The organism is Pandoraea terrae, from assembly GCF_902459695.1.
GTDB classification, from domain to species: Bacteria; Pseudomonadota; Gammaproteobacteria; order Burkholderiales; family Burkholderiaceae; genus Pandoraea; species Pandoraea terrae.
Window position 1 is genome coordinate 89,870 of record NZ_CABPRZ010000002.1, and the last position, 22,424, is coordinate 112,293.

The following is a 22,424-nucleotide window of genomic DNA, read 5'->3' on the forward strand; positions in this document are numbered from 1 at the left end:
CCGTTGGTCCTTCGGCGTTACTGCGCCTGCAAATATGCCGCTACCGCCTTGGCTTGCGTATCCGTCAGCGTATGCGCAACAGCGCTCATCGTCGGTGCATTGGCACGTTCGCCGCTTTTAAAAGCATCAATCTGTCGCAACAGGTAAGCCTGATGTTGCCCGGCCAAACGCGGAAAAGTCTCGCGGCCCTCGGCATGCGCGCCATGGCAAGCCGCGCAAGCTGGTAAGCCCTGTACCGCCACGCCATGTTCGAAGATGCCTTTCCCCGTCGCCATTTGCTCGGGGGAACCACCAGGGCCAGGCGGTGCGTTTTGATGTCCGTAGTACTCTGCCAGTGACGCAATCGCACTATCGTCCAGTCTTGATGCAATGCCCCACATGTCCGCTCGGGCAGCACTCTCTCCCCGAGCCCGATTTCGGAAACCTTTCAGTTGCGCGTCGAGATATGCGGGCGTTTGTGCATCCAGGCGAGGAAACATTGGCGACTCACTGCGACCACCCGGCCCATGGCACGAGGCGCAGAGTTGCGCCGCAAGTTTCTCGGCATTCTGTCCGTATGACATTGGGCCGATACTGACAAAGCCGACCATGAGAAGCTTGGGCAATACTTTCCAAAGGGATGCATGCGCAGCAGTCATGGTGATTTCCTCAAATCGCAATTGGCCGACGGCTCGCCGTGGTATTCGCGATTGATCGTGCTTAGCGCTTCGTTTCGACGCCGAGGTCCTCAGCTCCGATGTCGGCCCTTTCGTTATATCCAAATCCCCGGGAATAGTTGATGGCGTTGATTAACGTCGGGGTGACCCTCACGTAAACGATATGCCCCGCCTCCGCCGGCGGCGACATGCCCCACGCGGCGATGAATTTCGCCAGCAGACGCTGCATCGCCTCTCGACTTTCGGCGGTGTCATCAGCGAGTACTTCGGCCGTCGCGGCCATCGAAAGGCCTTTGATTTCGGTCCAAACGTTGTAGGGCGTGTTGATCGTGAGGGACACCTTGGCGCAGGCCTGGATGTTTGCGATTTTCTGGCTGGTTGCCGCTGCCGCGAAGTAAAGAACCAAGCCGTCGTTTGCGTAATTGACGGTGTTTGCCTGAGGAAGGCCGTCGGGACGTCGTGTCGCCAATGACAGATCCCGTCCGGATTCGATGACGGCCAGGACGAAACGCTTCAGTTTTGCATCGATTGGCATACCTTCCTCCCAAATGCAGGACCGGATGCGCGGTATGTTTATAGATTAGTGGGCTCGCGTGGCGCCTTGTTTGATGTATGTCAACTTCGCACGCGGCGGCGGCCATGTCGTACGCGGGCGAGACTATGCTCCAGAACAGGAAAGCAGCGAAAGCGGTCGCGTTCCGGCGGTACGGCGAAGCACAGTCAAGGAGTCTACTGATGGATATCAAGGTCAAATCGTTCGGCTTTGACATCCTGGCATCGTGCCACGACATGTCGCTGGCGACGGTGATGTCGGATGGTCACCCCCAGGCCGATCTGGTGAATTATGCCAACGATGGCTGGACGCTCTATTTCGCCAGTGCGCGCGACAGCAGCAAAGTCCGCAACATCGAACGCTCGGAAAAGGTTTCGCTGACCATTCGCAAGCCCTACCAGAGTTGGCGCGAGCTGAAGGCATTGTCGATGTCCGCAATCGCAAGAATCCTGCCGGATGACTCAGCTGAGCGGGCTTCTGCCGTGACACTACTGCACAGCAAGTTCGGCGCGCAGTGGGAAACGGTGCCCGAACGACACTCCGGACACATAGTAGTCATCAAGGTCACGCCGTGGATTATCAACGCGCTTGACTATAGCCTCGGACTCGGCCACCGAACAGTTATTACCTGCTCGGACCTCGCGTCGGTCCGCGCCTGACATTCAGGTAACTGGGAAATCGAGGCAGACGGTGTTACAAAGACGTATCCGGGACTCACGTGCGATTTGCGCCCTTTCTCATGAACAAAACGACCCTTGCCGACATTGCGGCGGTGTGGCGGCGGATCGACCCACTGGCCGTTGTTGCCGCGCTTGGCGTCCTTTGTGTTGGCGCCGCAGTTCTGAATTGGTACGCGCTGCGTGATGCTGGCTCGACAAACCGGGGGTTGTGGTTCGGCCTTGCGATGTCGGCCCTCGTCTGGCTCGCGTGGTGGCAGGCGTTACGCAGCCGCCGCCCGGCGCGCCACCTGGATGCGCGAGAGGCGATCAAGGCGATCAGCGTGAGACAGTCGGAAAGCCGGCTGTTCAGTGTGATCCAGTCGGTGCGCGAGGCGATCATCACGGTCGACGAGCAGCAACGCATCCTGATCTTCAATCCGACCGCCGAAGGCATCTTTCAGTGCAGCGCCGTCGAGGCCATCGGCGAGCCACTCTCACACTTCATTCCGGAACGTTTCCGCGAAGCGCACCGTGGACATATCGAGCGGTTCGGATTGACCGGCGTATCGGAGCGACAAATGGGGCGAGGCCGGCCGTTGTGGGGCCTGCGTGCCAATGGCGAAGAATTTCCGATGGAAGCATCGATCTCTCAAGTCAACGATGCGTCAGGCAAGTTCTACACGGTCATATTGCGCGACATCACAGAACGACAGCGCATCGCGGCAGCGTTGCAGACGTCGAGAAATGAACTGGAGAAGCTGTCTGAGCGCTTGCAAAACGTCCGTGAAGAGGAGAAATTGCGGATCGCGCGCGAATTGCACGATGACCTCGGCCAGCGCCTGACGGCGCTCAAGATGGACGCGGCGATGCTGACCGGCGCGCTCGATGCCGGCAACGGCGCGTTGCGGCGCGATGCGCAGGCGTTCGAAGAGTCCATCGACGCGATGATCGTCGCCGTGCGCCGAATGGCTGCGGACCTTCGCCCGCCGATGCTCGACGATCTCGGAATCGGACCGGCCATCGAATGGTATATCAAGGACTTTTCCAAGCGCTACGGCATTGCCGTCGACTTTGCCGGCGCAGAGACCCTACCGCCACTGCCCCCGCCGGTTGCCACCGCAATGTTCCGGATCGTGCAGGAAGCGTTGAACAATGTGGCCAAGCACGCAAGCGCGACGATCGCGACGATCGAACTGTCGTGCGATGACGTTTGCCGTCTGCGCATCTCGGATAATGGACGCGGGCTCCCGCCAACACGGCCGAAACCCGATGCGCTCGGGCTCATCAGCATGCGGGAACGTGCCCGCCTGCTCGGCGGTTCGCTTGAAGTCCGCAGCCCATCAGAAGGCGGGACTGTCATCACCACACTGATTCCGCTCCACGCTGCCCCGCCGGCTCCTGCCGGCACCTAAACGCCCTGCCGGCACAAGCCGCACAAAGTTACGCGGCCGAGTTGGCCATTTCTCCCAGAGAAAGCGTATCGACCAGCGTGACCTCACGTTGTCGTACGGTCAGAATGCTGCGCGCCTGCAAGCGCGAGAACATTCTGCTGACCGTCTCCAACTGCAAGCCCAGGTAGCTTCCGATTTCCTCGCGGGTCATGCGCAGCAGGAACGACCGCGGCGAGTAGCCAAGGGCCGCCAGGCGCGCGGAGATGTCGAGCAGGAAGCTGGCCAGACGAGCCTCGCCGCGCATTGTCCCCAATCTCAAAAGCTGACTTTGGTCACGCACGATCGCCGCGGCGAACAGCCGGTGCAGTTGCCGCTGCATCACCGGGACCTGGCCGGCAACGGCTTCAAGTCCGGGAAAACCGATGGCGCAGACCTGGCTGTCTTCGAGCGCTACCGCCTCCGCAACATGGTGGCCTGCGGCGATCCCGCCCAGGCCAAGCAGTTCGCCGGCAAGCAGATAGCCGGTGACCTGCTCACGCCCGTCGGGATGCATGACAACCGTCTTGAACGAACCTGCACGCACCGCGTAAATGTGTTCGAAGCGATCCCCGGCGCGAAACAACGTTTCGCCTCGCCGGACCGCACGTCTGACACGTGGCACATCATCGAACCTCCGGGCGTCCTCGTCCGACAGGCCCTCCGGAACGCAAACGCGCCGCAGCGCACAGGTGCTGCAGCGCACCGCGCACATCTCGCCGAAGCGCATGGAATCTTCAAACCCGTGGTGAATGCGGATCGGCTGCGGACGGGCGTTGGCCGCCGGTGTAGCGCAGGGCGAATCAAAGGACATGGCAGGCTCCAACAGTTCAGCCGTACGGCGCGATGACTGAAGTATCGGAAACAAGTGCCGGAAAAGATATCAGCGCGTCGCGCGAACTTTTGTCGGCAATCTCGCGGTCGTGTAGGCCGATGCCTACATTGGTGTAACGTCTAGGGGTTATCGCGCAGCAACTCGTGGCGGATCGCGTAATGCACCAGTTCCGTCTGGTTCCCGAGCTGAAGCTTTTGCAGCACGCGCGCCTTGTAGGTACTGACGGTCTTCGCGCTTACGCACAGTCGCTCGGCGATCTCGCCCAGCGTGAGACCGCGCGCCAGCATCAGGAACACATCGAACTCTCGATCGGAAAGCCGGCGGTACAACGGGCCGTCGATGCGCGCGGATGTCAGGTCTTGCGCAATTTTTTCGGCCATCGCAGGGCTCAGGTACACGCCCCCGCCGCTGACTTTGCGCACGGCAATGACCAGTTCGGCTGGCGCACTTTCCTTCGTGAGGTAGCCTGCCGCGCCGGCCTTGAGCGCACGTACCGCGTACTGTTCTTCGCCGTGCATGGTCAGCACGAGGATCGCCACCTTTGGATACTCTGCCTTCACTTGCGCGATCAAATCGACGCCGCTGCGGCCGGGCATCGACAGGTCGAGCATGAGCACATCGCAGGGCGTGGCGTGCAACAACGCCATTGCTTCGGCGCCATTCGAGGCCTCGCCGACAACGTCAAGATCGTCACTTCCTGCAAGAATTCGGTGCAGACCGGCTCGCACAAGCGTGTGGTCGTCCGCCACGATGATGCGGATCATCGCTCCCTCACCATTTTCGCATGGAGAATACATCATGCCATACACGATCAAATACATGGCCAAGCCGTTGCTGTTGTCTCACTGAGAGACGCGGGCGGCGGCACAGCGTCGCCGTCGCCTTGCAATGCCGCGGCGGCGTGCGGAATCAGAATCACCGGCCGCGTCGCTCGCCGCGCGCAGTTCTCTGCCACGCTGCCGAGCGCCAGGCGACGAAACCCACGCCGCCCGTGGGTGCCGACGACGATGACATCCGCGTCGAACGCCTCGGACGCGGCGATGATCTGGTGAGGAATGTCTTCGCCCAGCGGCAGAATTTCGCGGATTTCAACGTCGCCTTTTACGTTCGCTTCCTTCATGCGTTTAACCGCATCTTCCCGGATACTGTCTCCCAGCGTGCGCATTGCCTCGATAAAGGGCGTTGGATCGACATCGGCCACGTAGGGCGTGGGGATGTCGATCACGTGCACAACACGTAGTTGTGCGCCATTGTCGTGGGCCTTCGCCAGGGCATAGTCGAGCGCGCGCCGCGAAGTCTTGCTGTCATCGACTGCAACGAGGATTCGTTGATACATCTTTCCCTCCTGCACGAGCGTCAATCCCCGGCCCTAGCTATGGGACGTCCCGCCGACGTCGCATGCACCGTATTGCCCGCGACGAGCAGTACGGGCCGATGCGCCTGTCGCAGAACCTGTTCGGCAACGCTTCCGAACATCAACCGACGCACACCACGGCGGCCGTGGGTACCGAGGACGAGCACATCCGCGTGCCAGCGCTCGGCTTCGCGCAAAATGGCGTCGGCGATGGTCCCGCCCCAGACGCGCAGGTCAATGGAACGTGCGTCGGCCTGGACGCCCTCGTCCCGAAGCTTGACGAAGGCTTCGCCGAGCAGGCGCTGGCCCTCGTCAATCAGACCATCGCGAACTTTTTCGACATCGAGACAGGACGAGGGCACTATCGGATAGAGGCCGATCGGGCCCTCCACAACGTTTACCACCCGAACCACGTCGTCCGGACGGGCAAATTTGACGGCTTCGCGCAATGCGCGCCATGACGTGTCGCTGCCGTCAACCGCCAGGAGGATTCGTTGGGGCATGATGTCGGCCCTCGCTGTTCATGTGGTTCAGGCAACCGTGAGCCGATCGATGTCGGCACGCTGCAGTTCCAAATCGGTCTTCATCGCACCCTCTTCATCGATTCGCAACAGTCCGCGCCTCACCGCCGTTTGGCCGGTGCTTCGGGGTTGTTTTCACTTTAGTCGTGATCAGCGCGCGCTCACGCGTGCGCGAGCTTGGGGCTTGACGCGCGTCAAACTCGCGCGCCGGTACTGTGCAGCAGGCGATGAACAACGCGGATGCCGTATTGGCGACGGGCTCCATCAGTTCGGTGCGCAACGGTGGGGTGTCGTCAATGCGCTGACAGCGAATCGGGCCCTTTACCGCTTATCCAGGTTCGTGCCTATACTGAAAAGTCGGCGCACCAACAACGGTAAAGGAGGGAACATGAAAACCAGTGCTCGAAATCAGTTTTCGGGAGAAGTCACCAGCATCAAGTCCGGGGCGGTGAACGACGAGGTAACCCTGAAGATTGGCAGCGCATTTGTCGTGGCCGTCATCACGCAGGAAAGCACCAAATCGCTCGGCCTTGCGGTGGGTAAGACGGCGTCGGCGCTCATCAAAGCGTCGTCGGTGATAGTCATGGTGGACACCGACCCGGCCAAGGTGTCAGCCCGAAATGTCTTCGCTGGTACCGTCGCACACGTTAAAGAGGGCGCGGTGAATTCTGAAGTCACGATCTCGGCGGCCGGCCTGAATATCGCGGCCATTATCACGAATGATAGCGCAACCCGGCTGGGGTTGGCCCCCGGCAAACCGGCTAGCGCCGTGGTCAAAGCGTCCAGCGTTATTCTTGCTGTCGACTGATGTCGCCAAGCTGGGAATATCATGGGGCCGAGGTGTGCCTGCGTTGGCGACGCGTTCGCAACATTACCCGGTGAGGTTCGAAATGCTGCAACTGCAAACCGTGGCCATCGATAAGCCCGAGACGGTGAATTTCATTCTCGGCCAGACGCATTTCATCAAGTCCGTGGAGGACATTCACGAGGCACTGGTCGGCACCGTGCCCGGCATCAAATTCGGCCTGGCGTTCTGCGAGGCTTCCGGCAAGCGGCTGGTGCGCCACTCCGGCACCGATCCCGACATGATCGAGCTCGCCTGCAGGAATGCGAGCGCGATCGGCGCCGGTCACGGCTTCCTCGTGTTTCTCGGCGAAGGATTTTACCCGCTCAATGTGCTGAACGCGATCAAGGCCGTGCCGGAAGTCTGCCGGATTTTCTGTGCCACGGCCAACCCCACCGAGGTCGTCGTCGCGCAGACGGATCAAGGCCGCAGCATCCTCGGCGTCGTCGACGGCTTCTCGCCGCTTGGCATCGAGAGCGACGAGGATGTGCGGTGGCGCAAGGAACTCTTGCGCAATATCGGCTACAAGGCCTAGCCACCGCCGATGTGACGACGTGGGGCGCTCTGTGCCTCAGGTACATCGCCCCCCTCCCCCAATCTCAGTGCTGTCAGTTCATCCCACGTTCCTGCTACGGCTGCGCTCTATAATGTTGGAACCCAGGGCGGCATATCGACATCCGAGGCGGCCCAAGCATCGATTACCAATGGAAATGTAGCGTGGAAGAAGCAACCGACAACAATAACGTTGAAATGCAGCGGGCCCCGGCCATCGAAAAGGTCTCCCGTGCACTTGCCTCTCAGATTCAGACGCTGCGAACCGCAGCTGGCATTCCATCTGGCACGCTCGCCAAAATGGCCGGCATCTCGCACTCCATGCTTTCGCGAATCGAACGCGGCACGGCAACCCTGGCACTGGATTCCATGCCGCTGGCCGGGACGCTTTGTAGGGTAGCGAACAGACGAGATGCTCGCCCCCTGCGACACTTGTTCATTGGCAGAATGCCAGCCAGTTTTTCCCGGCTTCGGTGACTGAAGCGCCTTGGGCTGCTTGGCGCGTCAAGCGCCTCGCAATTCAGCCGCTTTAGTACAATTTTTGGTTTCGCGGAGGGCCGCTTTATGCAACTTGGCCTGTTCGATCTACCCTGGTGGGGTCATGCACTGGTTACGCTGGGCTTGACGCACGTGACCATCGCCTCAGTGACGATTTTTCTACACCGGCACCAAGCCCATCGCGCGCTGGCGCTGCATCCCATTGCCAGTCACGGCTTTCGATTCTGGTTGTGGCTCACCACCGGGATGATCACCCATGAATGGGTGGCGATACATCGCAAACACCATGCCACGTGCGAAACTCTGGAAGACCCTCACAGCCCGCAGGTCTACGGCATCAGGCAAGTGCTGTTCGAGGGCACCGAGCTCTACCGTAAGGAACTCAGGAACACCAGCACGCTCCAGAAATACGGCCACGGCACCCCCGACGACTGGATCGAGCGCAAGCTGTATGGGAAGCAGGCCACGCTCGGCATCGGCGCGCTGCAGGCGTTCTCCCGGCGATTGCGCCGCTATGACTAGCCCATGCCTCGCGAATTGACTTTGAAGCGCTATCCGAAAATGTGCGATTGAACGTCGTCTTCGAAATCGACTGTCCATTGCGGGCCTTGTGAGCCGTCGTACTCGCGCACGACTTTGCCAAGACGCACCGTGACGCTCCGTTCCAGGGGAGTGTCCGCTCCGTTCCCGGTATTCTCCTCTTCAACGGCGGTCACGGTAAAGACATCAGGCGCCAAGCCGTTGCGCAGACAGGTTTCGCTAAACGCCTCCTGTTCCGATAGCGGGAACTGCGGCAACATCGTTTCTAACATGGCCTTCTCCGGCAGATTAATAGAGATTTCGCACCCTATCGAGTAGAACGTATGCGCTCATTGACCGACCGTCGGTCCGGTGGCGTACGTATACCGACAATTGGGCGTACCCCGCCTGTTTCATACCCGCTTCGGCACCGGGGTTGGTTTCCATGCCGTTATCCGGGGCGCTCAGTATGCTAGCGGACAGACGAGATGCTCGCCCCCTGCGACACTTGAACGAAAGGCGAGGCAAACGATGGTCAGGCTGAAATTTGCAATTGAACTCAAGTACGAAATCAACGATCGGGCGAGCGATTTCATATTCAACATCCATGCCGCTCAGACACATTGTCAATCGGTGGTGACAGAGCAACTGTATCTCAGCCAGGCTGTACTTCCCATGATCCATACCGATCCGACGTTCGGAAGTCGCTACATGCGGCTGAAGGCCGATTCTGGGCCGCTGACCGTGCGCTACGACGCGACCGTCGATATCGCCCATCACTTCGAGTTGCCCGCACGCCTCGCAGAAGTGCCGATTTCGCAACTGCCGGACAAGGCCCTACCCTATCTCTATCCGAGTCGCTACTGCCAGTCCGACAGACTGCGAAAGTTTGCAGCCCGGGAATTTGGCCATCTGAGACAAGACTATTGGCGAGTTCAGGCGATACAAGACTGGGTGCGCCAGCGGACGACATTCTTGTCCGGCAGCTCGGATGTCAATACGTCGGCAGTCGATACGCTCATCGAGCAGACCGGTGTGTGCCGTGACTTCGCCCACCTGATGATCGCGTTATGCCGGGCGCTTAACATTCCCGCGCGATTCGTCACGGGAATCGACTACGGCGCCGACCCGGCGTTGGGTCCGACGGATTTTCACGCCTACGTCGAGGTCTTGCTCAGCGACCGATGGTATTTGTTCGATCCGACCGGCGTCTCGCCACCGATGGGGCTTGTCAGAATCGGCACCGGCCGAGACGCTGCGGATGTTTCGTTCGCCACGATGTTCGGGGCGGTCACGTCGTCGAGACCGGTGCTCCATATTGAGGCGATATATGACCCGGCGAATGGATTGACACTGCCACGATATTGCTCAGAAGCGCTGTCTTCGTACGGCGAATCGGCGGGTTAGCGCTATGTCGCACTAAAATTGTCTCGAGGCATCCAATCGCGCGGCCAGTCGTTATTCAGACTCGCCAAGGATCACATCGATAGCCGCTTGGCCCGCTATTTCGGCAACGAGATAAGCCCAACGACGAGAAAACGGCCCGTTCCGGACTTTGATGCGCTCGCCGAGCGCGGCGACGCCTTGAGGTGCGATGGGGCCCTCGATACGAAACCACACGTCGAACATGTCCTTCGAAGTGGTCTGCAACTCAATCTGAATTTCAAAACCGCGGTACTCGATCGTTCGCTGCATGATGGCCTCTCGGTCCTGCATGGATTCACGGGAGCGACGCATGACCGACGACGGGCTCGTCATTCGTCAGCAAGCTGCACTAGCTCCGCCGTCTCTCCCGGCGCAGCCACGTTGATGAGTTTGTTTCTTGCGCCGCAGTCCGGGCAATCGAAGTAGAAGCCGAGGTCGTTGACTTCCGGATTCACGTCAGGGAAATCACGCACCTCCCGGCAGGTTCTACACGTGAGCATGGCTATCTCCCTATTGTCTCGAAGCGGTGGGGTGTCCACAACGCCGCGACTATTCGAGGATCTCTCCCCAGGACACGAGCTCGCCGATGCGCGCCCGGCAATGCGAGGTGAGCGATTCGAGGCTGTCGAACGCACCGGCTGTCGGGCCGACTACGCGCTTGTGCACCAAATGCCCCAGCTTGGGATGTCGAAACCTGACCCAAGCTTCATACCCGACCCCTCGATGAATCGGCCACGCTTCGATCTGTGCACCGCGATAAGTCTCGAGGATTCTCTTTTTCATTGTCATGACGCTATTCCGCGAACTTCATCCAAATCTGCACAGGTGTGTCCCGTAGACAGCGGAGAATAGTCGGGTGGTCCATTCACGTCTGTCCGGTAGCGGACATTCAGGCTCCCGTGGCAGCCCCCGCCGGCCCGCAGGTACGCTTATCGGCACTTTTGTCCACGTATTTGGTGCGCAACCGGACAGACGCCCTTCTCCTGTGCTGCCATGATGTGATTTCCGGCACGTCGTCATCCTGCGTCGCTATCGTTGGCGAGTATCAAACGCTGATGCGTTGCCGTAACAACATGTCTCGCCAATATCTCCAACTCAAGAGATACCACTGTCGTGAATCTAGCGGATCGTCGGTATCTCCTTCACCGCGAAGGTCATATGACATACGCCTCATCAGAACACTGGGACTACCACCGTCACTACAAGCCGATGGACCCGGACAAGGTCGCGCCCATGCTCGAAAAGTTTAAGTTGGAAGACGAAATCCGCTCGAACACTCGGTTACAGGGTGACACACATATCGATTCAAACTTGGGTAAGTGGAAGTACGTGCCGACTGTGCGCACTGTAGAAAAGGTCTGACGGAAATGATCATGAGACACCACCCCGACTCGGGCAAGCGAGCGATCGCGTTGCAACTTGCATTCCTTCGTGCCCGGTATGCCCTGCTTAAACAGACATACGCGCTGCACGAAATCGCCATTCACGTCTGGGAACAGGAAGGCGGTGGAGCGTCGTCACGTCCGACCGCACCCGACTCCCGGAATACATAGGGAGTAGGCCATGAGTAACGAACGACTTCTCCTCCATGTCTATGGAGAGCATCGAAAAAATTTCTGGACACTTGTCTGCCTTGAGCTATCCATCGCGTCCAGCGCAACGGAGTTGCTGAAGGCCAAGGAATACATCAGGGCAATCGCACATGAATATCAGAACGGCAAGTTGGTTGCGGCTATCCTTGAATATCCGGCAGAACGCCTATCCGGGCGGGAGATCGCCAAGTATCGAATGAAATTCTGGTTGGCGCGCCTGTGGCAACACGTCGACGGACGGACAAGAGATCATATTTATGACGAAATGGTCGGCATCGCCGCCGGGAAGCCTCTGTTTTCGTGACGTGCTGAGGATGCTCAACCCGATTCAACACGCCTACACGCGTGCGGGCGACGGCGTGGGCCACATACTGTCGGGTCCCCCGACTGCGTCTTCATGAATCCAGTAAGGCTGACATCCATAATGGGTGTGGATGGCGGCCTCATATGTGCGATCCATCTCAGGCGCAGGATTGTAATGCGGCGCCGTCTTGACGGCATCGCGCGAAAGCCGGACCGAAACCTTGGCATTAGGCCAATCCACCCCCGCGATGAGCACCACCGGAATGGCGGCGCGATGACCGAGCCACCAGTTGCTGGTGTTGACGATCACGTACCGCAGCGTCCATGTCTCCATGTCCATCAGAAAACTCTCGACATGGCCGATGTCGCCGTCGCTGGCGTGAATGCGGTACCGCGCGATCAATTCGCACCGGCGCAAACGAAATGTTTCCGCGTTCACGGCGGCTAATGCATCGCGCTCACCGGCGCCGTCTTGCGCGAGCAGGGTCGGACCGACGGTCTCGCCCCAAGTCCCCACGCCGCCCCAATAGTCGGGATATCCGTAATACGCAAGGTAATCGGCTTCGTGCTGACGGGAAATCGGCCCGCGCGCATCGATGAGGGGGCTATCCTGCACCTGTGCCTTCGTGATGGTGACCGGAATGACGCGTTCCACCCAGTCGGTATGCCCGACTGACATCGGCGAGATCAGCACCTGCCGATGCGAAAGCCAGCTGCCGGTTTCGACAATGAGATATCTGACCGTCCAGGATTTATCGTCGAAGAAGAAGTCCTTGACGAGACCGATATCCCCGTCGGCGGCGCGGATTGCATAGTCCTCGAGTGCTTCAACACTGCGTAACATGGCGGCATCTCCCGGAAATATCTCAAAACCGTTCCGTGATGATGCAATGCTGTATAAGGAAAATCTGTACGCTACCGTCCCGTGCGCGTCGAAAACTCGACGTGGAGACGAAGATCGCTGTGGACAGGGCGACACGCGTCGTCAGATCGCTTCTGTGTTGGGGAGCAGACGCTCGAATTCGTGTTTGACCACTGCGTAGCATTCGCATACTCGACGTTCCAGCCCTGCGCGGTCGAGCACTTCGATGGTGCCGTGGCTATAGCGGATAAGCCCGGCGTTCTGCAGTTTCAGCGCGGCCTCGGTGACCCCCGAGCGGCGCACGCCCAGCATGTTGGCGATCAGCTCCTGCGTCATTTTCAGTTCGGAGGAAGGCAGCCGATCCAAACTCAGCAGGAGCCAGCGACACAGTTGCTGGTCGATTGAGTGATGGCGATTGCATACTGCAGTCTGCGCCATCTGCGTGATCAGCGCCTGCGTGTAGCGCAACAACAGGCGCTGCATGGGGCCAGCCCGGCTGAATTCCAGCTTCACCGCACGCACATTCAACCGATAGGCGTATCCCGCACTTTGCACGATCGCCCGGCTTGGCGTGGTTTCGCCCCCCATGAAAAGTGCGACGCCGATCAACCCTTCGTTGCCGACGATCGCGATTTCGGCCGAGGCGCCATCTTCAAGCACATATAGCAAGGAGACGATCGACGTGGTCGGGAAATACACGTGGTCGAGAGGATCGCCCGATTCGTAGAGCACATGCCCCAGCGGCATCTCGACCATCACCAGTTCCGGCGCGATGCGCGCCCAAGTGTCCGAAGGCAATACCGAGAGCAGCCGGTTCAATTTCTGGTTCGGCGCTGCCATCATGATGATCACCTCCGTGATCCGAGGACCATCGTGAACAGCTTGCAGTTCTGTCCAGCGAAAGATGGGCGCCGCCGGCATCGGCGAGCAGAACACGATGGGGGCGCTATCGCGGGAGCACCCGAATTCCTTATCGATCAATCTATCGCCACGCGCATGCCCCGTCGATACGGCAGTCGTTCAGTGCCGCGCCAAGCGCGCCTGAAGTTCGCGTATATTGAGCGCACAGAGATCTTCACTGATCTGCTCGAAAATTAATCGTCGGGTTTCTTCGCTCAAATCCGCTCGCACCATGCCGAGAAATTTGGGTTCGACGGCGAGTCGCAATCGATGGTAGCGTTGGTGCAGTCGGCCTTGTTCCAGATAATGGGACACGCGCTTTGCAAACTTCTCGCGGTCTTTCTCCGTGAGCACGGTGCCGCTATTTTCGAAGTTGACGAGATCCTCGATTTCCTGCAAATCCAGCGTGAGCCCGGGCGTTTGAAAAACACGCGCGCGCCCTCCGTCAGCCACAACAAGCCAAGTCACTTCGGTCATCATGCACCTCTCAGCCGGGATCGTTGAGCACACTCGCTGCCAAGACACGCTATCGCCGCGCGCCCGATTCTACCCACCATATTCTCCGGAAATGACGCTGTCAAGATCCAACATTCAGGAGTCAGGTGCGTGATTTTCCATGCCTACTTCAGCTGATATAACCGGTCCGGCACTGCTTCCTCGGGAATCTCCCGATCACAAAGCTCAAGTAGCGAACGCTCGATATTTCGCGCGATGGCGTCGAGCGCGAGCGCATTGGGCGCTGTACTGAATGGCTCGGAAACTTCGTTGGCGATCGCCTCCAGCGCAATCAAGGTGTAAGCGACGAAAACGCTGACGATGGGCGTAAATAATTCCGTCGAGTCGACGAGGCCAAACGGGAGCATGATGCAGTACGCGTATACCGTACGATGTAGCAGCACGCTATACGCAAACGGAATGGGGGTTGATGCAATCCGCTCACATCCCCCCACCGTCTTTTCCAGTTCGTTGATCTGCGCGTCGAACATCCACAGCTTCGTGTCCGTCACCGCTTGCTGGCGCTGTAGCCGCGCGAGTTTATTGCGAATATCCTTCAGAAGCGCGATCGGCTTGTAGCACTTTGTCCGCAACACTCCCGTTGCCTCATTGCCGATCAGGCGAACGAGATCCCCGGTCGGATCGGTCTTGCGCAGCTGATGCTTCAACGCATAAGCGAATGCGATAACGGTACGGACGAGCTCGACGCGGTCGGTATTGGCACTGTCCTCGATGTAACACAGCATCTGCGCCGCGAGGGAACGCGAGGCGATCAGCACACTGCCCCAAAGGTGCCGCGCTTCGTTGAACCGCTCATAGCTCGCAGTGTTCCGGAACGCAAGGAAAATCGTTAGCGCCACGCCAAAGAGCGTGAACGGTGCAGTATTGAGCGGAATCTTTTCGCCCAGAATACGTCCATGCGACAGTACAGCCAGGCCGCTGACAACACTCAGGAAAAATAGCTGCGGAACGATCGCCCGCAATACCGATCCCCGCCACACAAACAGCATGCGAAACCAGTTTTCCCGTGGTCGCACGATCATGATGTTCTTCTCTTGTGTCGTGAGCTAACCCTGGATTCACGGCGAGCCGCGCCGGGGCGGGACAGGTGCCCGGAGGAAACCATACGGGGGCAGCCATCGCCCTGCCCCCGCTTTTCATTGTATCAAGCGCTCGGACTCCCTGGCGCCGGCGCGACGCGCACCGCCAACGACCCCGTCAATTCACGGTGTTCTCAGTGAGTTTTCAGTCCTATTGCGGTCATGGAAAGTCGTATCAATTCCACGACCAACACGACGGTAGTGACACCCGCCGTCCAGAGTGCGACGAGCCAGAAAAGTTGTTTCCAACGGCTGTGTTTGGTGGAGAACCGATTGAACATCCTGTTCACCTTTGCAATTCCGGGGTGCGCTAGTGGTGATACCCTTCGCCGATCTTGACCTTGCCGTGAAATACGTAGTAACTCCAAGCGGTGTAGACGAGGATGAAAGGCAGGATGAACAGCGCGCCGATCAATGCGAAGAGTTGGCTTTGCACCGGCGACGCGGCCTCCCAAAGGGACACGGATGGCGGAATGATATTCGGCCACATGCTGATACCGAGCCCGCTGTAACCCAGGAATATCACCAACAGCGTGAGCAGGAACGGCGTGGCCGTCGCGCGATGCGCCAAGGAGATCAACGTGGCAAAAAAAACAAAAATCACGAGGATCGGCACGGGCAGGAAATACAGCAAGTTGGGCATGCTGAACCAGCGCGCCGAGATCTCCGGATGTGACAGCGGCGTCCAAGCACTTACCACGGCGATCGCGATGACCAGGAGCCAGACGAAGTAGGACGAAAAGCGGTACATTTCGGCCTGCAGCCGCCCTTCCGTCTTCATGATCAGCCATGTGCTACCCAATTGGGCATAGGCCACCAGCAGCGCGAAGCCACAAAAGACAGGGAACGGCCGTATCCAGTCCAGGCTCCCGCCCGCAAACGCTTTGTCTGCGACAGGAATGCCGTCGATGAATGCGCCAAGCACAATTCCCTGGGCAAATGTCGCTACCACGGATCCACCCACGAACGCCTTATCCCACAGGTGCCTCCTGTGTTCGCTTGCCTTGAAACGGAATTCGAATGCAACGCCTCGAAAGATCAGCCCCAGGAGCATGATGACCAACGGCAGATATAGCGCACTGAGAACCACTGAGTACGCTAAGGGAAACGCGCCGAAGAGACCCGCCCCGCCCAGCACGAGCCACGTCTCGTTGCCATCCCAGACGGGAGCGACCGTGTTCATCATCACGTCACGCTCATCCTTGTCTGTAATGAACGAAAAAAGCAGACCGATGCCCAAGTCGAATCCGTCCATGACGACATACATCATGATGCCGAAGACGATGATCAATGCCCAGATTAGCGAGAGGTCAACGCCCATGTCGCTTGCTCCTCATGTTCGAATCAGTATCCGAAGCCTAATGGTCGTCGTAAGCCGAGATCGGGCGCGCAGGCCTGCGCGATTGCCCCGCGCCGCCTTCCATGCCGCCTTCCACGACCGGTTCCCCAACGCGCGGCTGCGGTCCTTTGCGCACGAGCCGCAGCATGTACGAGATGCCCGTCCCGAAGAGCGAGAAGTAGACCACGACAAACAGGATGAGGCTTAGCCCCACCTCGGTCGGATTTTGAAGTGATGAAGCATTGACGGTACGCATCACGCCATAGATCACCCAAGGCTGACGCCCCATTTCGGTCGTAACCCAACCGGCGATCAGCGCGATCAGGCCGGCCGGCCCCATGCACAGCACGACCGTGAGGAACAGGCGTGAGGTGTAAAGCGCGTTTCGAAGCCGCAGCCACAGGCTCCATAGCCCCGTGAGGATCATCAGCACCCCCATGCCGACCATCAGTCGGAACGTCCAGAAAATCACCGTCGAGTTGGGCCGATCCTCCGGTGCAAATGACTTCAGTGCAGGGATCTGGCGGTCGAGGCTGTGGGTGAGGATGAGACTGCCGAGCACCGGGATTTCGATCGCAAAGCGCGTTTTCTCTGCTTTCATGTCCGGCCAACCGACGAGGACGAGCGGCGAGGGTTGCCCGGGAACGTTCTCCCAGTGGCCTTCGATGGCCGCGATTTTCGCAGGCTGATGCTCGAGCGTATTGAGACCGTGCGCGTCTCCAACAACAGCCTGAATGGGTGCAACGATCAGCGCCATCCACATGGCCATCGACAACATGGTGCGCATCGCCGGACTGTCGCGCCCGCGCAGCAAATGCCAAGCCCCGGAAGCCCCCACGAAGAAGGCCGTGGCAAGAAATGAGGCGATCGCCATGTGCGCGAGCCTGAACGGGAAGGACGGATTGAAGATGACGGCAAGCCAGTCGACCGGCACCGCACGTCCGTCGACGATGCTATAGCCCTGCGGCGTATGCATCCAGCTATTGGACGACAGTATCCAGAAGGTGGAAAACAGTGTGCCGAGCGCGACCATGGCTGTCGCAAAGAAATGCAGCCCCCTGCCAACACGCTCCCACCCGAAGAGCATGACGCCGAGAAAACCCGCTTCGAGAAAAAATGCGGTGAGCACCTCATAGGTCAGGAGCGGTCCCGTAATGCCTCCGGCAAAGTACGAGAAGCGGCTCCAATTCGTACCGAACTGATAGGCCATCACGACGCCCGAAACCACGCCCATGCCAAAGTTCAGGGCAAAGATCTTCGACCAGAAATTGTACAGATGCCGATAGGCCTCTTGGCCGGTCTTCAGCCACAAACCTTCCAATACCGTAAGAAAGCTGGCCAGACCAATCGTGATTGCCGGAAAAATGATATGGAACGCGACGGTGAACGCAAACTGCAGGCGCGCGAGATCAATTGCGGTCGAACTGTAAGTGTCCATGCTCGCTCTGCCTTACGCGGTTGAAGGCAAGTTCGCCAACGACACGACCACGACGGCGAACGTATTCGACAAGTTTTGTCCGCGACTTGGCTTCCTGAAAGAGGGTAAACACTGAGTACGGGACCGGTCACGCCCGGATGTCGTCCACAGTGAATATCCCGGGTAATTCGCTTACTGCGCAGCGCAATTGCTGGCAATTTCCATTTGCGTATGCGCTGCTTGTAACCACTTGTAACTGCTTGTAACCGCGACTTGCCGAGCCGGAGGCCAAGCCTATTGTTGTTATTTACAGTCCGCCAGGCGGCGGGATTCAGGCAACCGTTGACTCCAGGATGTCTGGAGTCGCTCGGGGGGCAATCATGGCTATTCGACGCGACGTACCCGGTATCAGGCCATATGACGGACCCGCTGGAGGCTGGGGAGCGCTTCGCGCGACAACGCAAGCCATCCGGCTGCAAATGGATAGCGTCAAGGCGCCGATCACATTGCTCCGGACCAACCAGCCCGACGGCTTCGATTGTCCGGGGTGCGCGTGGCCCGACAAGGAGCATAGGTCCACGTTCCAGTTCTGCGAAAACGGTGCCAAAGCGGTCACCTGGGAAGCGACTAACAAACGGGTGCGCCCGGAGTTTTTTGAGAAAAACACGGTGTCGTCGTTGCTGCAACGCTCGGATTTTGAATTGGAGGATATGGGCCGGCTGACGCATCCTCTCGTCTACGATCGCGCGACCGACACGTTCCGAGCAGTCGAGTGGGAGACCGCCTTCACCCGTATCGGCGAGATCCTTCGCGGGTTGTCGCCCGATCAGGTCGAGTTCTATACGTCCGGCAGGGCATCGAACGAGGCCGCATTCCTCTTTCAACTGTTCGCAAGGGAATATGGGACGAACAATTTCCCGGATTGCTCGAACATGTGCCATGAACCGACCAGCGTCGGTTTGCCGCAGTCCATTGGTATCGGCAAGGGCACGGTGTCACTGGAGGACTTTGACCGCTGTGAACTCATCATCGCCATCGGCCACAATCCCGGGACAAATCACCCCCGGATGATGGGAACGCTCCATGAAGCGGCAAGGCGTAACGTCCCGATCATCGTGTTCAACCCGCTTCGCGAGCGCGCGCTCGAACGATTTGCGGATCCCCAAAACTGGCTGGAGATGGCAACTTACGGCTCTACCAGAATCGCATCCACTTATTTTCAGGTCGACGCCGGCGGAGACGCGGCCGCCCTTAAAGGCATCATGAAGGTGCTGTTGGAAATGGATGCACAACAGGGAAACGTTCTGGACCGTGATTTTATCGCGGTGCATACCGAAGGCTTCGACGCTTTTGCCAAGGATCTGGAAGCAACGACGTGGGAGGATATCGAGAAGGCAAGCGGGCTCAGTCGCGCAGATCTCGAGCAGGTCGCAACGCTCTATGCAAATTCGAGTGCGACGATCGTCACTTATGGCATGGGCGTCACCCAGCATAGTAAAGGCACGGCAAATGTTCGCCTGATCGCTGATTTGTTGTTATTGCGGGGCAACTTTGGCAAACCCGGCGCGGGTATCTGTCCATTGCGCGGCCATTCCAACGTGCAGGGGAACCGGACGGTCGGCATCACCGAAAAACCGTCGGTCGGGTTCCTGAAGCAGATTGAGTATGTATTGGGGTTCGTTCCTCCCCAGAAGCACGGGCACGATGCCGTCAAGGCGATGCAGGCCATGATCGATGGTTCGGCCAAGGCATTGATTTGCCTGGGCGGAAACTTCGCGGTTGCGCTACCCGATGCCGAACGGTCCTTCCCCGCGATGGGCACGCTCGATCTGAGTGTCCACATTGGGACCAAGCTCAATCGCACGCATCTGCTGGTGGCGAAGGAAACGTACCTGTTCCCTTGCCTTGGGCGGACGGAACTTGATGTACAGGCGACCGGGCCGCAGTCGGTGACCGTCGAAGATTCGATGTCGATGGTTCACGCATCGGCAGGCAAGCTGACGCCGGCGTCCGAGATGCTGCGTTCCGAGCCGGCCATCGTGGCTGGCATGGCTTCCGCGACCTTGCCGAAAAGCAAGGTGCCATGGCTCGACCTGATTGCTGACTATGACAAGATTCGCGACCTGATCGAAAGAACGGTGCCGGGATTCGAGAATTTCAATGCACGCATCAGATCGCCTGGGGGATTCCGACTGCCGCTGCCGCCGACCGAACGCAAGTGGCCAACGCCGTCAGGAAAAGCGATTTTCTCCGTGTACGGCGGCGTGAAAGAAGACGCAGATGTCCTCGGCGGTGAAAATGTCCTGCGTCTCATGACGATCCGCAGCCACGATCAATACAACACAACGATCTATGCGCTGGATGATCGTTATCGAGGCGTATTCGGGCGGCGTGACGTGCTGTTCATGAACGAAGCGGATATGGCCGCGCGCGGCCTGGAGCATGGGGACCTGGTCGACATGGAGACGATCGTCACGGGCAGGCAACTTCGCATGAAGAAGCTCACTGCGATCGCCTACGACAATATCGCGCGAGGTTCGGTGGCCGCATACTATCCGGAGGCGAACGTTCTGGTGCCTCTCGAATACATTGATCAGGACAGCGGCACGCCTTCTTACAAGTCGATTCCTGTTCGCGTACTGCGTTCGGAAGTAACTTGATTCGGGGCGACCCTCAAGCAAAGCTGAACGCGATCCGCTACCCGGGTTCATTCCGTGGTCAAACACGATTCTGCTCATCGCTCGGAATCTGGCCTGCCAGGACCGACTGCAGTGCCGACTTGCCGTACATATAAGCTATGGCGTCGTCCAAGGCGGGGTTGCGGCGCAATTCGTTGCCGCCATCGACGGCAAAGCTCTGCCCCGTGACCCAACCGGACTCCGGCCCCGCGAGATAGCGCACCGCGCTGGCGATGTCCTGCGGCTCGCCGACGCGGCCTAGCGGCACCTGCTCGATGAACGCATCCATTATCGTCGGATCACCCAACATCGGGCCCGTGGCTTCGGAACGCGTGAGACCGGGGCGCACGGCGTTGACGCGAACCCTCGCGGTTGCCAACTCCTCTGCCGCAACGCGCACCAGCGCCTCGAGTCCCGCTTTGCCCGTGCAGTAGCTCGACAACCAGCGGAAGCTCAACTGTGCCGCAGTCGATGAGATGCACACGATTGAGCCGCCACCTTGCTGCGCGAGCAGCGGCGCCCCGTGCCGGATCGCGAGGAACGCGGAGGCGATGTTAAGTTCCAGCTCGGCCATGAAGCTCGTGGTGTCGTGCATCAGCAGGGGGCGGAAGCCGCCGCCGCCCACTGTCGCCACGACAATGTCGAGACGCTTGTGCAAGGCCCATGCCTGTTGCATCGCGGCCTGAACGTCCTCGGCTTTGCCCGCGTCACCGGCCACGCACTCGACGCGTGCCTCGGGATACTCGGCGAGCAGGCGTTGGCATGCATCGTCGAGCGCTTCGCGGCGGCGGCCCATGAGGACCACGGCGGCACCGTCGCGCAGCAGCGCGCCGGCACTGGCGCTCGCGATGGCGCCGGCCCCGCCCGTGACGAGCGCAGTCTTGCGTTCAAGGATGCGGGATGTCGTCATCGCTCACCCCACTACCGGCAAGTCTTGCGTCCAGTCCACCAACAGGTTGCGCTCGACGAAGCGCCAGCGGCCATCCTGATAGCAGAGCTTGTCCTGGTAGCGGATACCCCAATCGAGCTTGCGCGCCACGCCGTCGCGCGTGTACAGATGGTTGGCGACGCAATAGGTCTCGGCCGTTGCCACGTTGCCGTCCACCTCGGCGAATTGCTGGTGGATGTGATGCTGCGTGGCGCTGTATTGATTGAGCGCCGACATGCCGCTGACGATCGCATCGATGCCGTCCATGCGAAAGCCCGGGCCGACGATGCTGGCCTCGCTCGCGAAGAGCGCCGCAACGCCCGCAAAATCGCGACGGTCGACCGCCTGCGCGTAACGGCAGGCAAGTTCGTAAATGTGCTGCTTGTGCTCCGGTGCTGACATGCTCGCCCCTCATTTCATCAGTGGTTAGCCCAGAAAGGTCTCTCAGTTGGACGCATCCATCGTTCGTCCCCTGCTGCTCGGCAGAGAAACTATATTGGCCTTGGGAACCATTGGCAATCAGGCACTCGAACGTTGTGTGGGTACCTTTTGGTAACCACCATCAAGTTTGAGGTCGGCCGATAGCGAGCGCCTTCGACGGGTACGTTTTCCCTCGCCCTGCCACCGAGTCGCCCCACGCTATACACTGTGTACGTAGCTTGTTGCAACCCGGCACGGGAGAGATGGCGGCGACAGCGGAGGAGGTAAAAATGCGACTTGTCGAGCAGGATCAACGGCGCGAGTTTCTCGCGATCTTGCAGCAAAATGGTTTGCCGGAAGACGATTTTGAAATCCGGGAAATCGACACGACGGATCCGAAAGGCGACGAAATTTACGGCATCCAGGGCGCTGTCTCTATCACGAGGCGTTCGACCGGCATTTCGAAGGAATACCCCATTGGATACGATACGGAATGGGTTTCGCTGTTCAAGAAGAATCTCGAGATGGGCGAATTCGGCTGATCAAA

The 22,424-nt window shown here is 59.2% G+C and carries 30 protein-coding genes and 1 pseudogene; 12 read left to right on the top strand and 19 right to left on the bottom strand.

Translation table 11 applies throughout. The annotated features are described in order from the left end of the window. Nucleotides 1–17: 17 nt before the first annotated feature. Together PTE30175_RS02480 and PTE30175_RS02485 are read right to left on the bottom strand one after the other, a co-directional pair. The gene (locus tag PTE30175_RS02480) at nucleotides 18–590 is read right to left on the bottom strand and encodes a c-type cytochrome (RefSeq protein WP_224788586.1); all 573 of its coding nucleotides are present in this window, start codon (nucleotides 588–590) and stop codon (nucleotides 18–20) included. A gap of 109 nt (nucleotides 591–699) precedes the next feature. After that, on the bottom strand, nucleotides 700–1,191 hold the full coding sequence (locus tag PTE30175_RS02485) for a pyridoxamine 5'-phosphate oxidase family protein (RefSeq protein WP_150695477.1): 492 nt from the start codon (nucleotides 1,189–1,191) through the stop codon (nucleotides 700–702). 200 nt (nucleotides 1,192–1,391) lie between these two features. Between PTE30175_RS02485 and PTE30175_RS02490 the strand changes: the two genes are divergently transcribed. Both PTE30175_RS02490 and PTE30175_RS02495 read left to right on the top strand, forming a co-directional pair. Beyond that, nucleotides 1,392–1,868 (top strand): pyridoxamine 5'-phosphate oxidase family protein, encoded by a 477-nt coding sequence (locus PTE30175_RS02490; protein ID WP_191628792.1) that lies wholly within the window; start codon nucleotides 1,392–1,394, stop codon nucleotides 1,866–1,868. A gap of 80 nt (nucleotides 1,869–1,948) precedes the next feature. Further along, nucleotides 1,949–3,280 (top strand): PAS domain-containing sensor histidine kinase, encoded by a 1,332-nt coding sequence (locus tag PTE30175_RS02495; RefSeq protein ID WP_150695479.1) that lies wholly within the window; start codon nucleotides 1,949–1,951, stop codon nucleotides 3,278–3,280. A gap of 28 nt (nucleotides 3,281–3,308) precedes the next feature. Here the strand turns inward: PTE30175_RS02495 and PTE30175_RS02500 are convergent, their stop codons facing one another. From PTE30175_RS02500 to PTE30175_RS29160, 4 genes are all read right to left on the bottom strand, one after another. Continuing rightward, a complete protein-coding gene (locus PTE30175_RS02500; protein ID WP_224788564.1) occupies nucleotides 3,309–4,121 on the bottom strand; it encodes a cyclic nucleotide-binding domain-containing protein in 813 nt (270 codons plus the stop codon). A gap of 128 nt (nucleotides 4,122–4,249) precedes the next feature. Beyond that, nucleotides 4,250–4,894: a response regulator gene (locus PTE30175_RS02505; RefSeq protein WP_150695480.1), complete on the bottom strand. Its 645-nt coding sequence runs from the start codon at nucleotides 4,892–4,894 to the stop codon at nucleotides 4,250–4,252. 47 nt (nucleotides 4,895–4,941) lie between these two features. Beyond that, the gene (locus PTE30175_RS02510) at nucleotides 4,942–5,481 is read right to left on the bottom strand and encodes a universal stress protein (RefSeq protein ID WP_224788587.1); all 540 of its coding nucleotides are present in this window, start codon (nucleotides 5,479–5,481) and stop codon (nucleotides 4,942–4,944) included. 5 nt (nucleotides 5,482–5,486) lie between these two features. Further along, nucleotides 5,487–5,987 (bottom strand): universal stress protein, encoded by a 501-nt coding sequence (locus PTE30175_RS29160; protein ID WP_150695481.1) that lies wholly within the window; start codon nucleotides 5,985–5,987, stop codon nucleotides 5,487–5,489. 406 nt (nucleotides 5,988–6,393) lie between these two features. Between PTE30175_RS29160 and PTE30175_RS02520 the strand changes: the two genes are divergently transcribed. From PTE30175_RS02520 to PTE30175_RS02535, 4 genes and pseudogenes are all read left to right on the top strand, one after another. Continuing rightward, the gene (locus tag PTE30175_RS02520; protein ID WP_150695482.1) at nucleotides 6,394–6,813 is read left to right on the top strand and encodes a TOBE domain-containing protein; all 420 of its coding nucleotides are present in this window, start codon (nucleotides 6,394–6,396) and stop codon (nucleotides 6,811–6,813) included. 82 nt (nucleotides 6,814–6,895) lie between these two features. Further along, on the top strand, nucleotides 6,896–7,384 hold the full coding sequence (locus tag PTE30175_RS02525) for an adenosine-specific kinase (protein WP_150695483.1): 489 nt from the start codon (nucleotides 6,896–6,898) through the stop codon (nucleotides 7,382–7,384). Nucleotides 7,385–7,566: 182 nt separating this feature from the next. After that, on the top strand, nucleotides 7,567–7,878 hold the full coding sequence (locus PTE30175_RS02530; protein WP_150695484.1) for a helix-turn-helix domain-containing protein: 312 nt from the start codon (nucleotides 7,567–7,569) through the stop codon (nucleotides 7,876–7,878). Between the two features lie 87 nt (nucleotides 7,879–7,965). Further along, nucleotides 7,966–8,385: pseudogene (locus PTE30175_RS02535) on the top strand (fatty acid desaturase family protein); the annotation flags it as partial. Nucleotides 8,386–8,450: 65 nt separating this feature from the next. Here the strand turns inward: PTE30175_RS02535 and PTE30175_RS02540 are convergent. Then, nucleotides 8,451–8,711 carry a hypothetical protein gene (locus tag PTE30175_RS02540; RefSeq protein WP_150695485.1) on the bottom strand — a complete coding sequence of 87 codons (261 nt, stop codon included), beginning with the start codon at nucleotides 8,709–8,711 and terminating at the stop codon, nucleotides 8,451–8,453. Between the two features lie 238 nt (nucleotides 8,712–8,949). Between PTE30175_RS02540 and PTE30175_RS02545 the strand changes: the two genes are divergently transcribed. Continuing rightward, on the top strand, nucleotides 8,950–9,825 hold the full coding sequence (locus PTE30175_RS02545; protein ID WP_150695728.1) for a transglutaminase-like domain-containing protein: 876 nt from the start codon (nucleotides 8,950–8,952) through the stop codon (nucleotides 9,823–9,825). Nucleotides 9,826–9,876: 51 nt separating this feature from the next. On the opposite strand, the gene PTE30175_RS02550 is transcribed toward PTE30175_RS02545, so the two are convergent. From PTE30175_RS02550 to PTE30175_RS02555, 3 genes are read right to left on the bottom strand one after another with little or no spacing between them, the layout of a single operon-like run. Continuing rightward, nucleotides 9,877–10,113, bottom strand: a complete 237-nt coding sequence (locus PTE30175_RS02550; RefSeq protein ID WP_150695486.1) for a hypothetical protein — start codon at nucleotides 10,111–10,113, stop codon at nucleotides 9,877–9,879. A 59-nt stretch (nucleotides 10,114–10,172) separates the two neighbouring features. Continuing rightward, nucleotides 10,173–10,343, bottom strand: a complete 171-nt coding sequence (locus PTE30175_RS28130; protein WP_191628794.1) for a hypothetical protein — start codon at nucleotides 10,341–10,343, stop codon at nucleotides 10,173–10,175. A 49-nt stretch (nucleotides 10,344–10,392) separates the two neighbouring features. Next, on the bottom strand, nucleotides 10,393–10,626 hold the full coding sequence (locus tag PTE30175_RS02555) for a hypothetical protein (protein ID WP_150695487.1): 234 nt from the start codon (nucleotides 10,624–10,626) through the stop codon (nucleotides 10,393–10,395). A 590-nt stretch (nucleotides 10,627–11,216) separates the two neighbouring features. Here PTE30175_RS02555 and PTE30175_RS02560 point away from each other — a divergent pair. Together PTE30175_RS02560 and PTE30175_RS02565 are read left to right on the top strand one after the other, a co-directional pair. Continuing rightward, on the top strand, nucleotides 11,217–11,396 hold the full coding sequence (locus tag PTE30175_RS02560) for a hypothetical protein (RefSeq protein ID WP_150695488.1): 180 nt from the start codon (nucleotides 11,217–11,219) through the stop codon (nucleotides 11,394–11,396). Between the two features lie 10 nt (nucleotides 11,397–11,406). Beyond that, nucleotides 11,407–11,739, top strand: a complete 333-nt coding sequence (locus PTE30175_RS02565; RefSeq protein ID WP_150695489.1) for a hypothetical protein — start codon at nucleotides 11,407–11,409, stop codon at nucleotides 11,737–11,739. A 33-nt stretch (nucleotides 11,740–11,772) separates the two neighbouring features. Here the strand turns inward: PTE30175_RS02565 and PTE30175_RS02570 are convergent, their stop codons facing one another. From PTE30175_RS02570 to PTE30175_RS02600, 7 genes are all read right to left on the bottom strand, one after another. Beyond that, a complete protein-coding gene (locus PTE30175_RS02570) occupies nucleotides 11,773–12,582 on the bottom strand; it encodes a PRC-barrel domain-containing protein (RefSeq protein ID WP_224788565.1) in 810 nt (269 codons plus the stop codon). A gap of 141 nt (nucleotides 12,583–12,723) precedes the next feature. Next, the gene (locus PTE30175_RS02575) at nucleotides 12,724–13,443 is read right to left on the bottom strand and encodes a Crp/Fnr family transcriptional regulator (RefSeq protein ID WP_150695729.1); all 720 of its coding nucleotides are present in this window, start codon (nucleotides 13,441–13,443) and stop codon (nucleotides 12,724–12,726) included. A 177-nt stretch (nucleotides 13,444–13,620) separates the two neighbouring features. After that, nucleotides 13,621–13,980: a host attachment protein gene (locus tag PTE30175_RS02580; RefSeq protein ID WP_338044397.1), complete on the bottom strand. Its 360-nt coding sequence runs from the start codon at nucleotides 13,978–13,980 to the stop codon at nucleotides 13,621–13,623. Nucleotides 13,981–14,120: 140 nt separating this feature from the next. Next, entirely contained in the window at nucleotides 14,121–15,038 is a 918-nt protein-coding gene (locus tag PTE30175_RS02585) for a bestrophin family protein (RefSeq protein WP_150695490.1), read from the bottom strand. Nucleotides 15,039–15,229: 191 nt separating this feature from the next. Beyond that, nucleotides 15,230–15,376, bottom strand: a complete 147-nt coding sequence (locus tag PTE30175_RS29165; protein WP_150695491.1) for a DUF2474 family protein — start codon at nucleotides 15,374–15,376, stop codon at nucleotides 15,230–15,232. Nucleotides 15,377–15,405: 29 nt separating this feature from the next. Next, entirely contained in the window at nucleotides 15,406–16,416 is a 1,011-nt protein-coding gene (cydB, locus tag PTE30175_RS02595; protein WP_150695492.1) for a cytochrome d ubiquinol oxidase subunit II, read from the bottom strand. A gap of 37 nt (nucleotides 16,417–16,453) precedes the next feature. After that, nucleotides 16,454–17,872, bottom strand: a complete 1,419-nt coding sequence (locus tag PTE30175_RS02600; RefSeq protein WP_150695493.1) for a cytochrome ubiquinol oxidase subunit I — start codon at nucleotides 17,870–17,872, stop codon at nucleotides 16,454–16,456. On the opposite strand from PTE30175_RS02600, the gene PTE30175_RS28945 reads away from it, so the two are divergent. Both PTE30175_RS28945 and PTE30175_RS02605 read left to right on the top strand, forming a co-directional pair. Then, entirely contained in the window at nucleotides 17,865–17,987 is a 123-nt protein-coding gene (locus PTE30175_RS28945) for a hypothetical protein (protein ID WP_263596272.1), read from the top strand. The two genes, PTE30175_RS02600 and PTE30175_RS28945, sit on opposite strands and share 8 nt — an antisense overlap. Before the next feature lie 244 nt (nucleotides 17,988–18,231). Continuing rightward, the gene (locus PTE30175_RS02605; protein ID WP_150695494.1) at nucleotides 18,232–20,511 is read left to right on the top strand and encodes an FdhF/YdeP family oxidoreductase; all 2,280 of its coding nucleotides are present in this window, start codon (nucleotides 18,232–18,234) and stop codon (nucleotides 20,509–20,511) included. Nucleotides 20,512–20,569: 58 nt separating this feature from the next. On the opposite strand, the gene PTE30175_RS02610 is transcribed toward PTE30175_RS02605, so the two are convergent. Together PTE30175_RS02610 and PTE30175_RS02615 are read right to left on the bottom strand one after the other, a co-directional pair. Beyond that, nucleotides 20,570–21,439, bottom strand: a complete 870-nt coding sequence (locus PTE30175_RS02610) for an SDR family NAD(P)-dependent oxidoreductase (protein ID WP_150695495.1) — start codon at nucleotides 21,437–21,439, stop codon at nucleotides 20,570–20,572. Between the two features lie 3 nt (nucleotides 21,440–21,442). After that, nucleotides 21,443–21,859, bottom strand: coding sequence for a nuclear transport factor 2 family protein (locus PTE30175_RS02615; RefSeq protein ID WP_150695496.1), 417 nt, complete (start codon nucleotides 21,857–21,859; stop codon nucleotides 21,443–21,445). 308 nt (nucleotides 21,860–22,167) lie between these two features. Here PTE30175_RS02615 and PTE30175_RS02620 point away from each other — a divergent pair, with 308 nt between their 5' ends. Continuing rightward, nucleotides 22,168–22,419 (top strand): transcriptional regulator, encoded by a 252-nt coding sequence (locus PTE30175_RS02620; protein ID WP_150695497.1) that lies wholly within the window; start codon nucleotides 22,168–22,170, stop codon nucleotides 22,417–22,419. The last annotated feature ends 5 nt before the right edge of the window (nucleotides 22,420–22,424 follow it).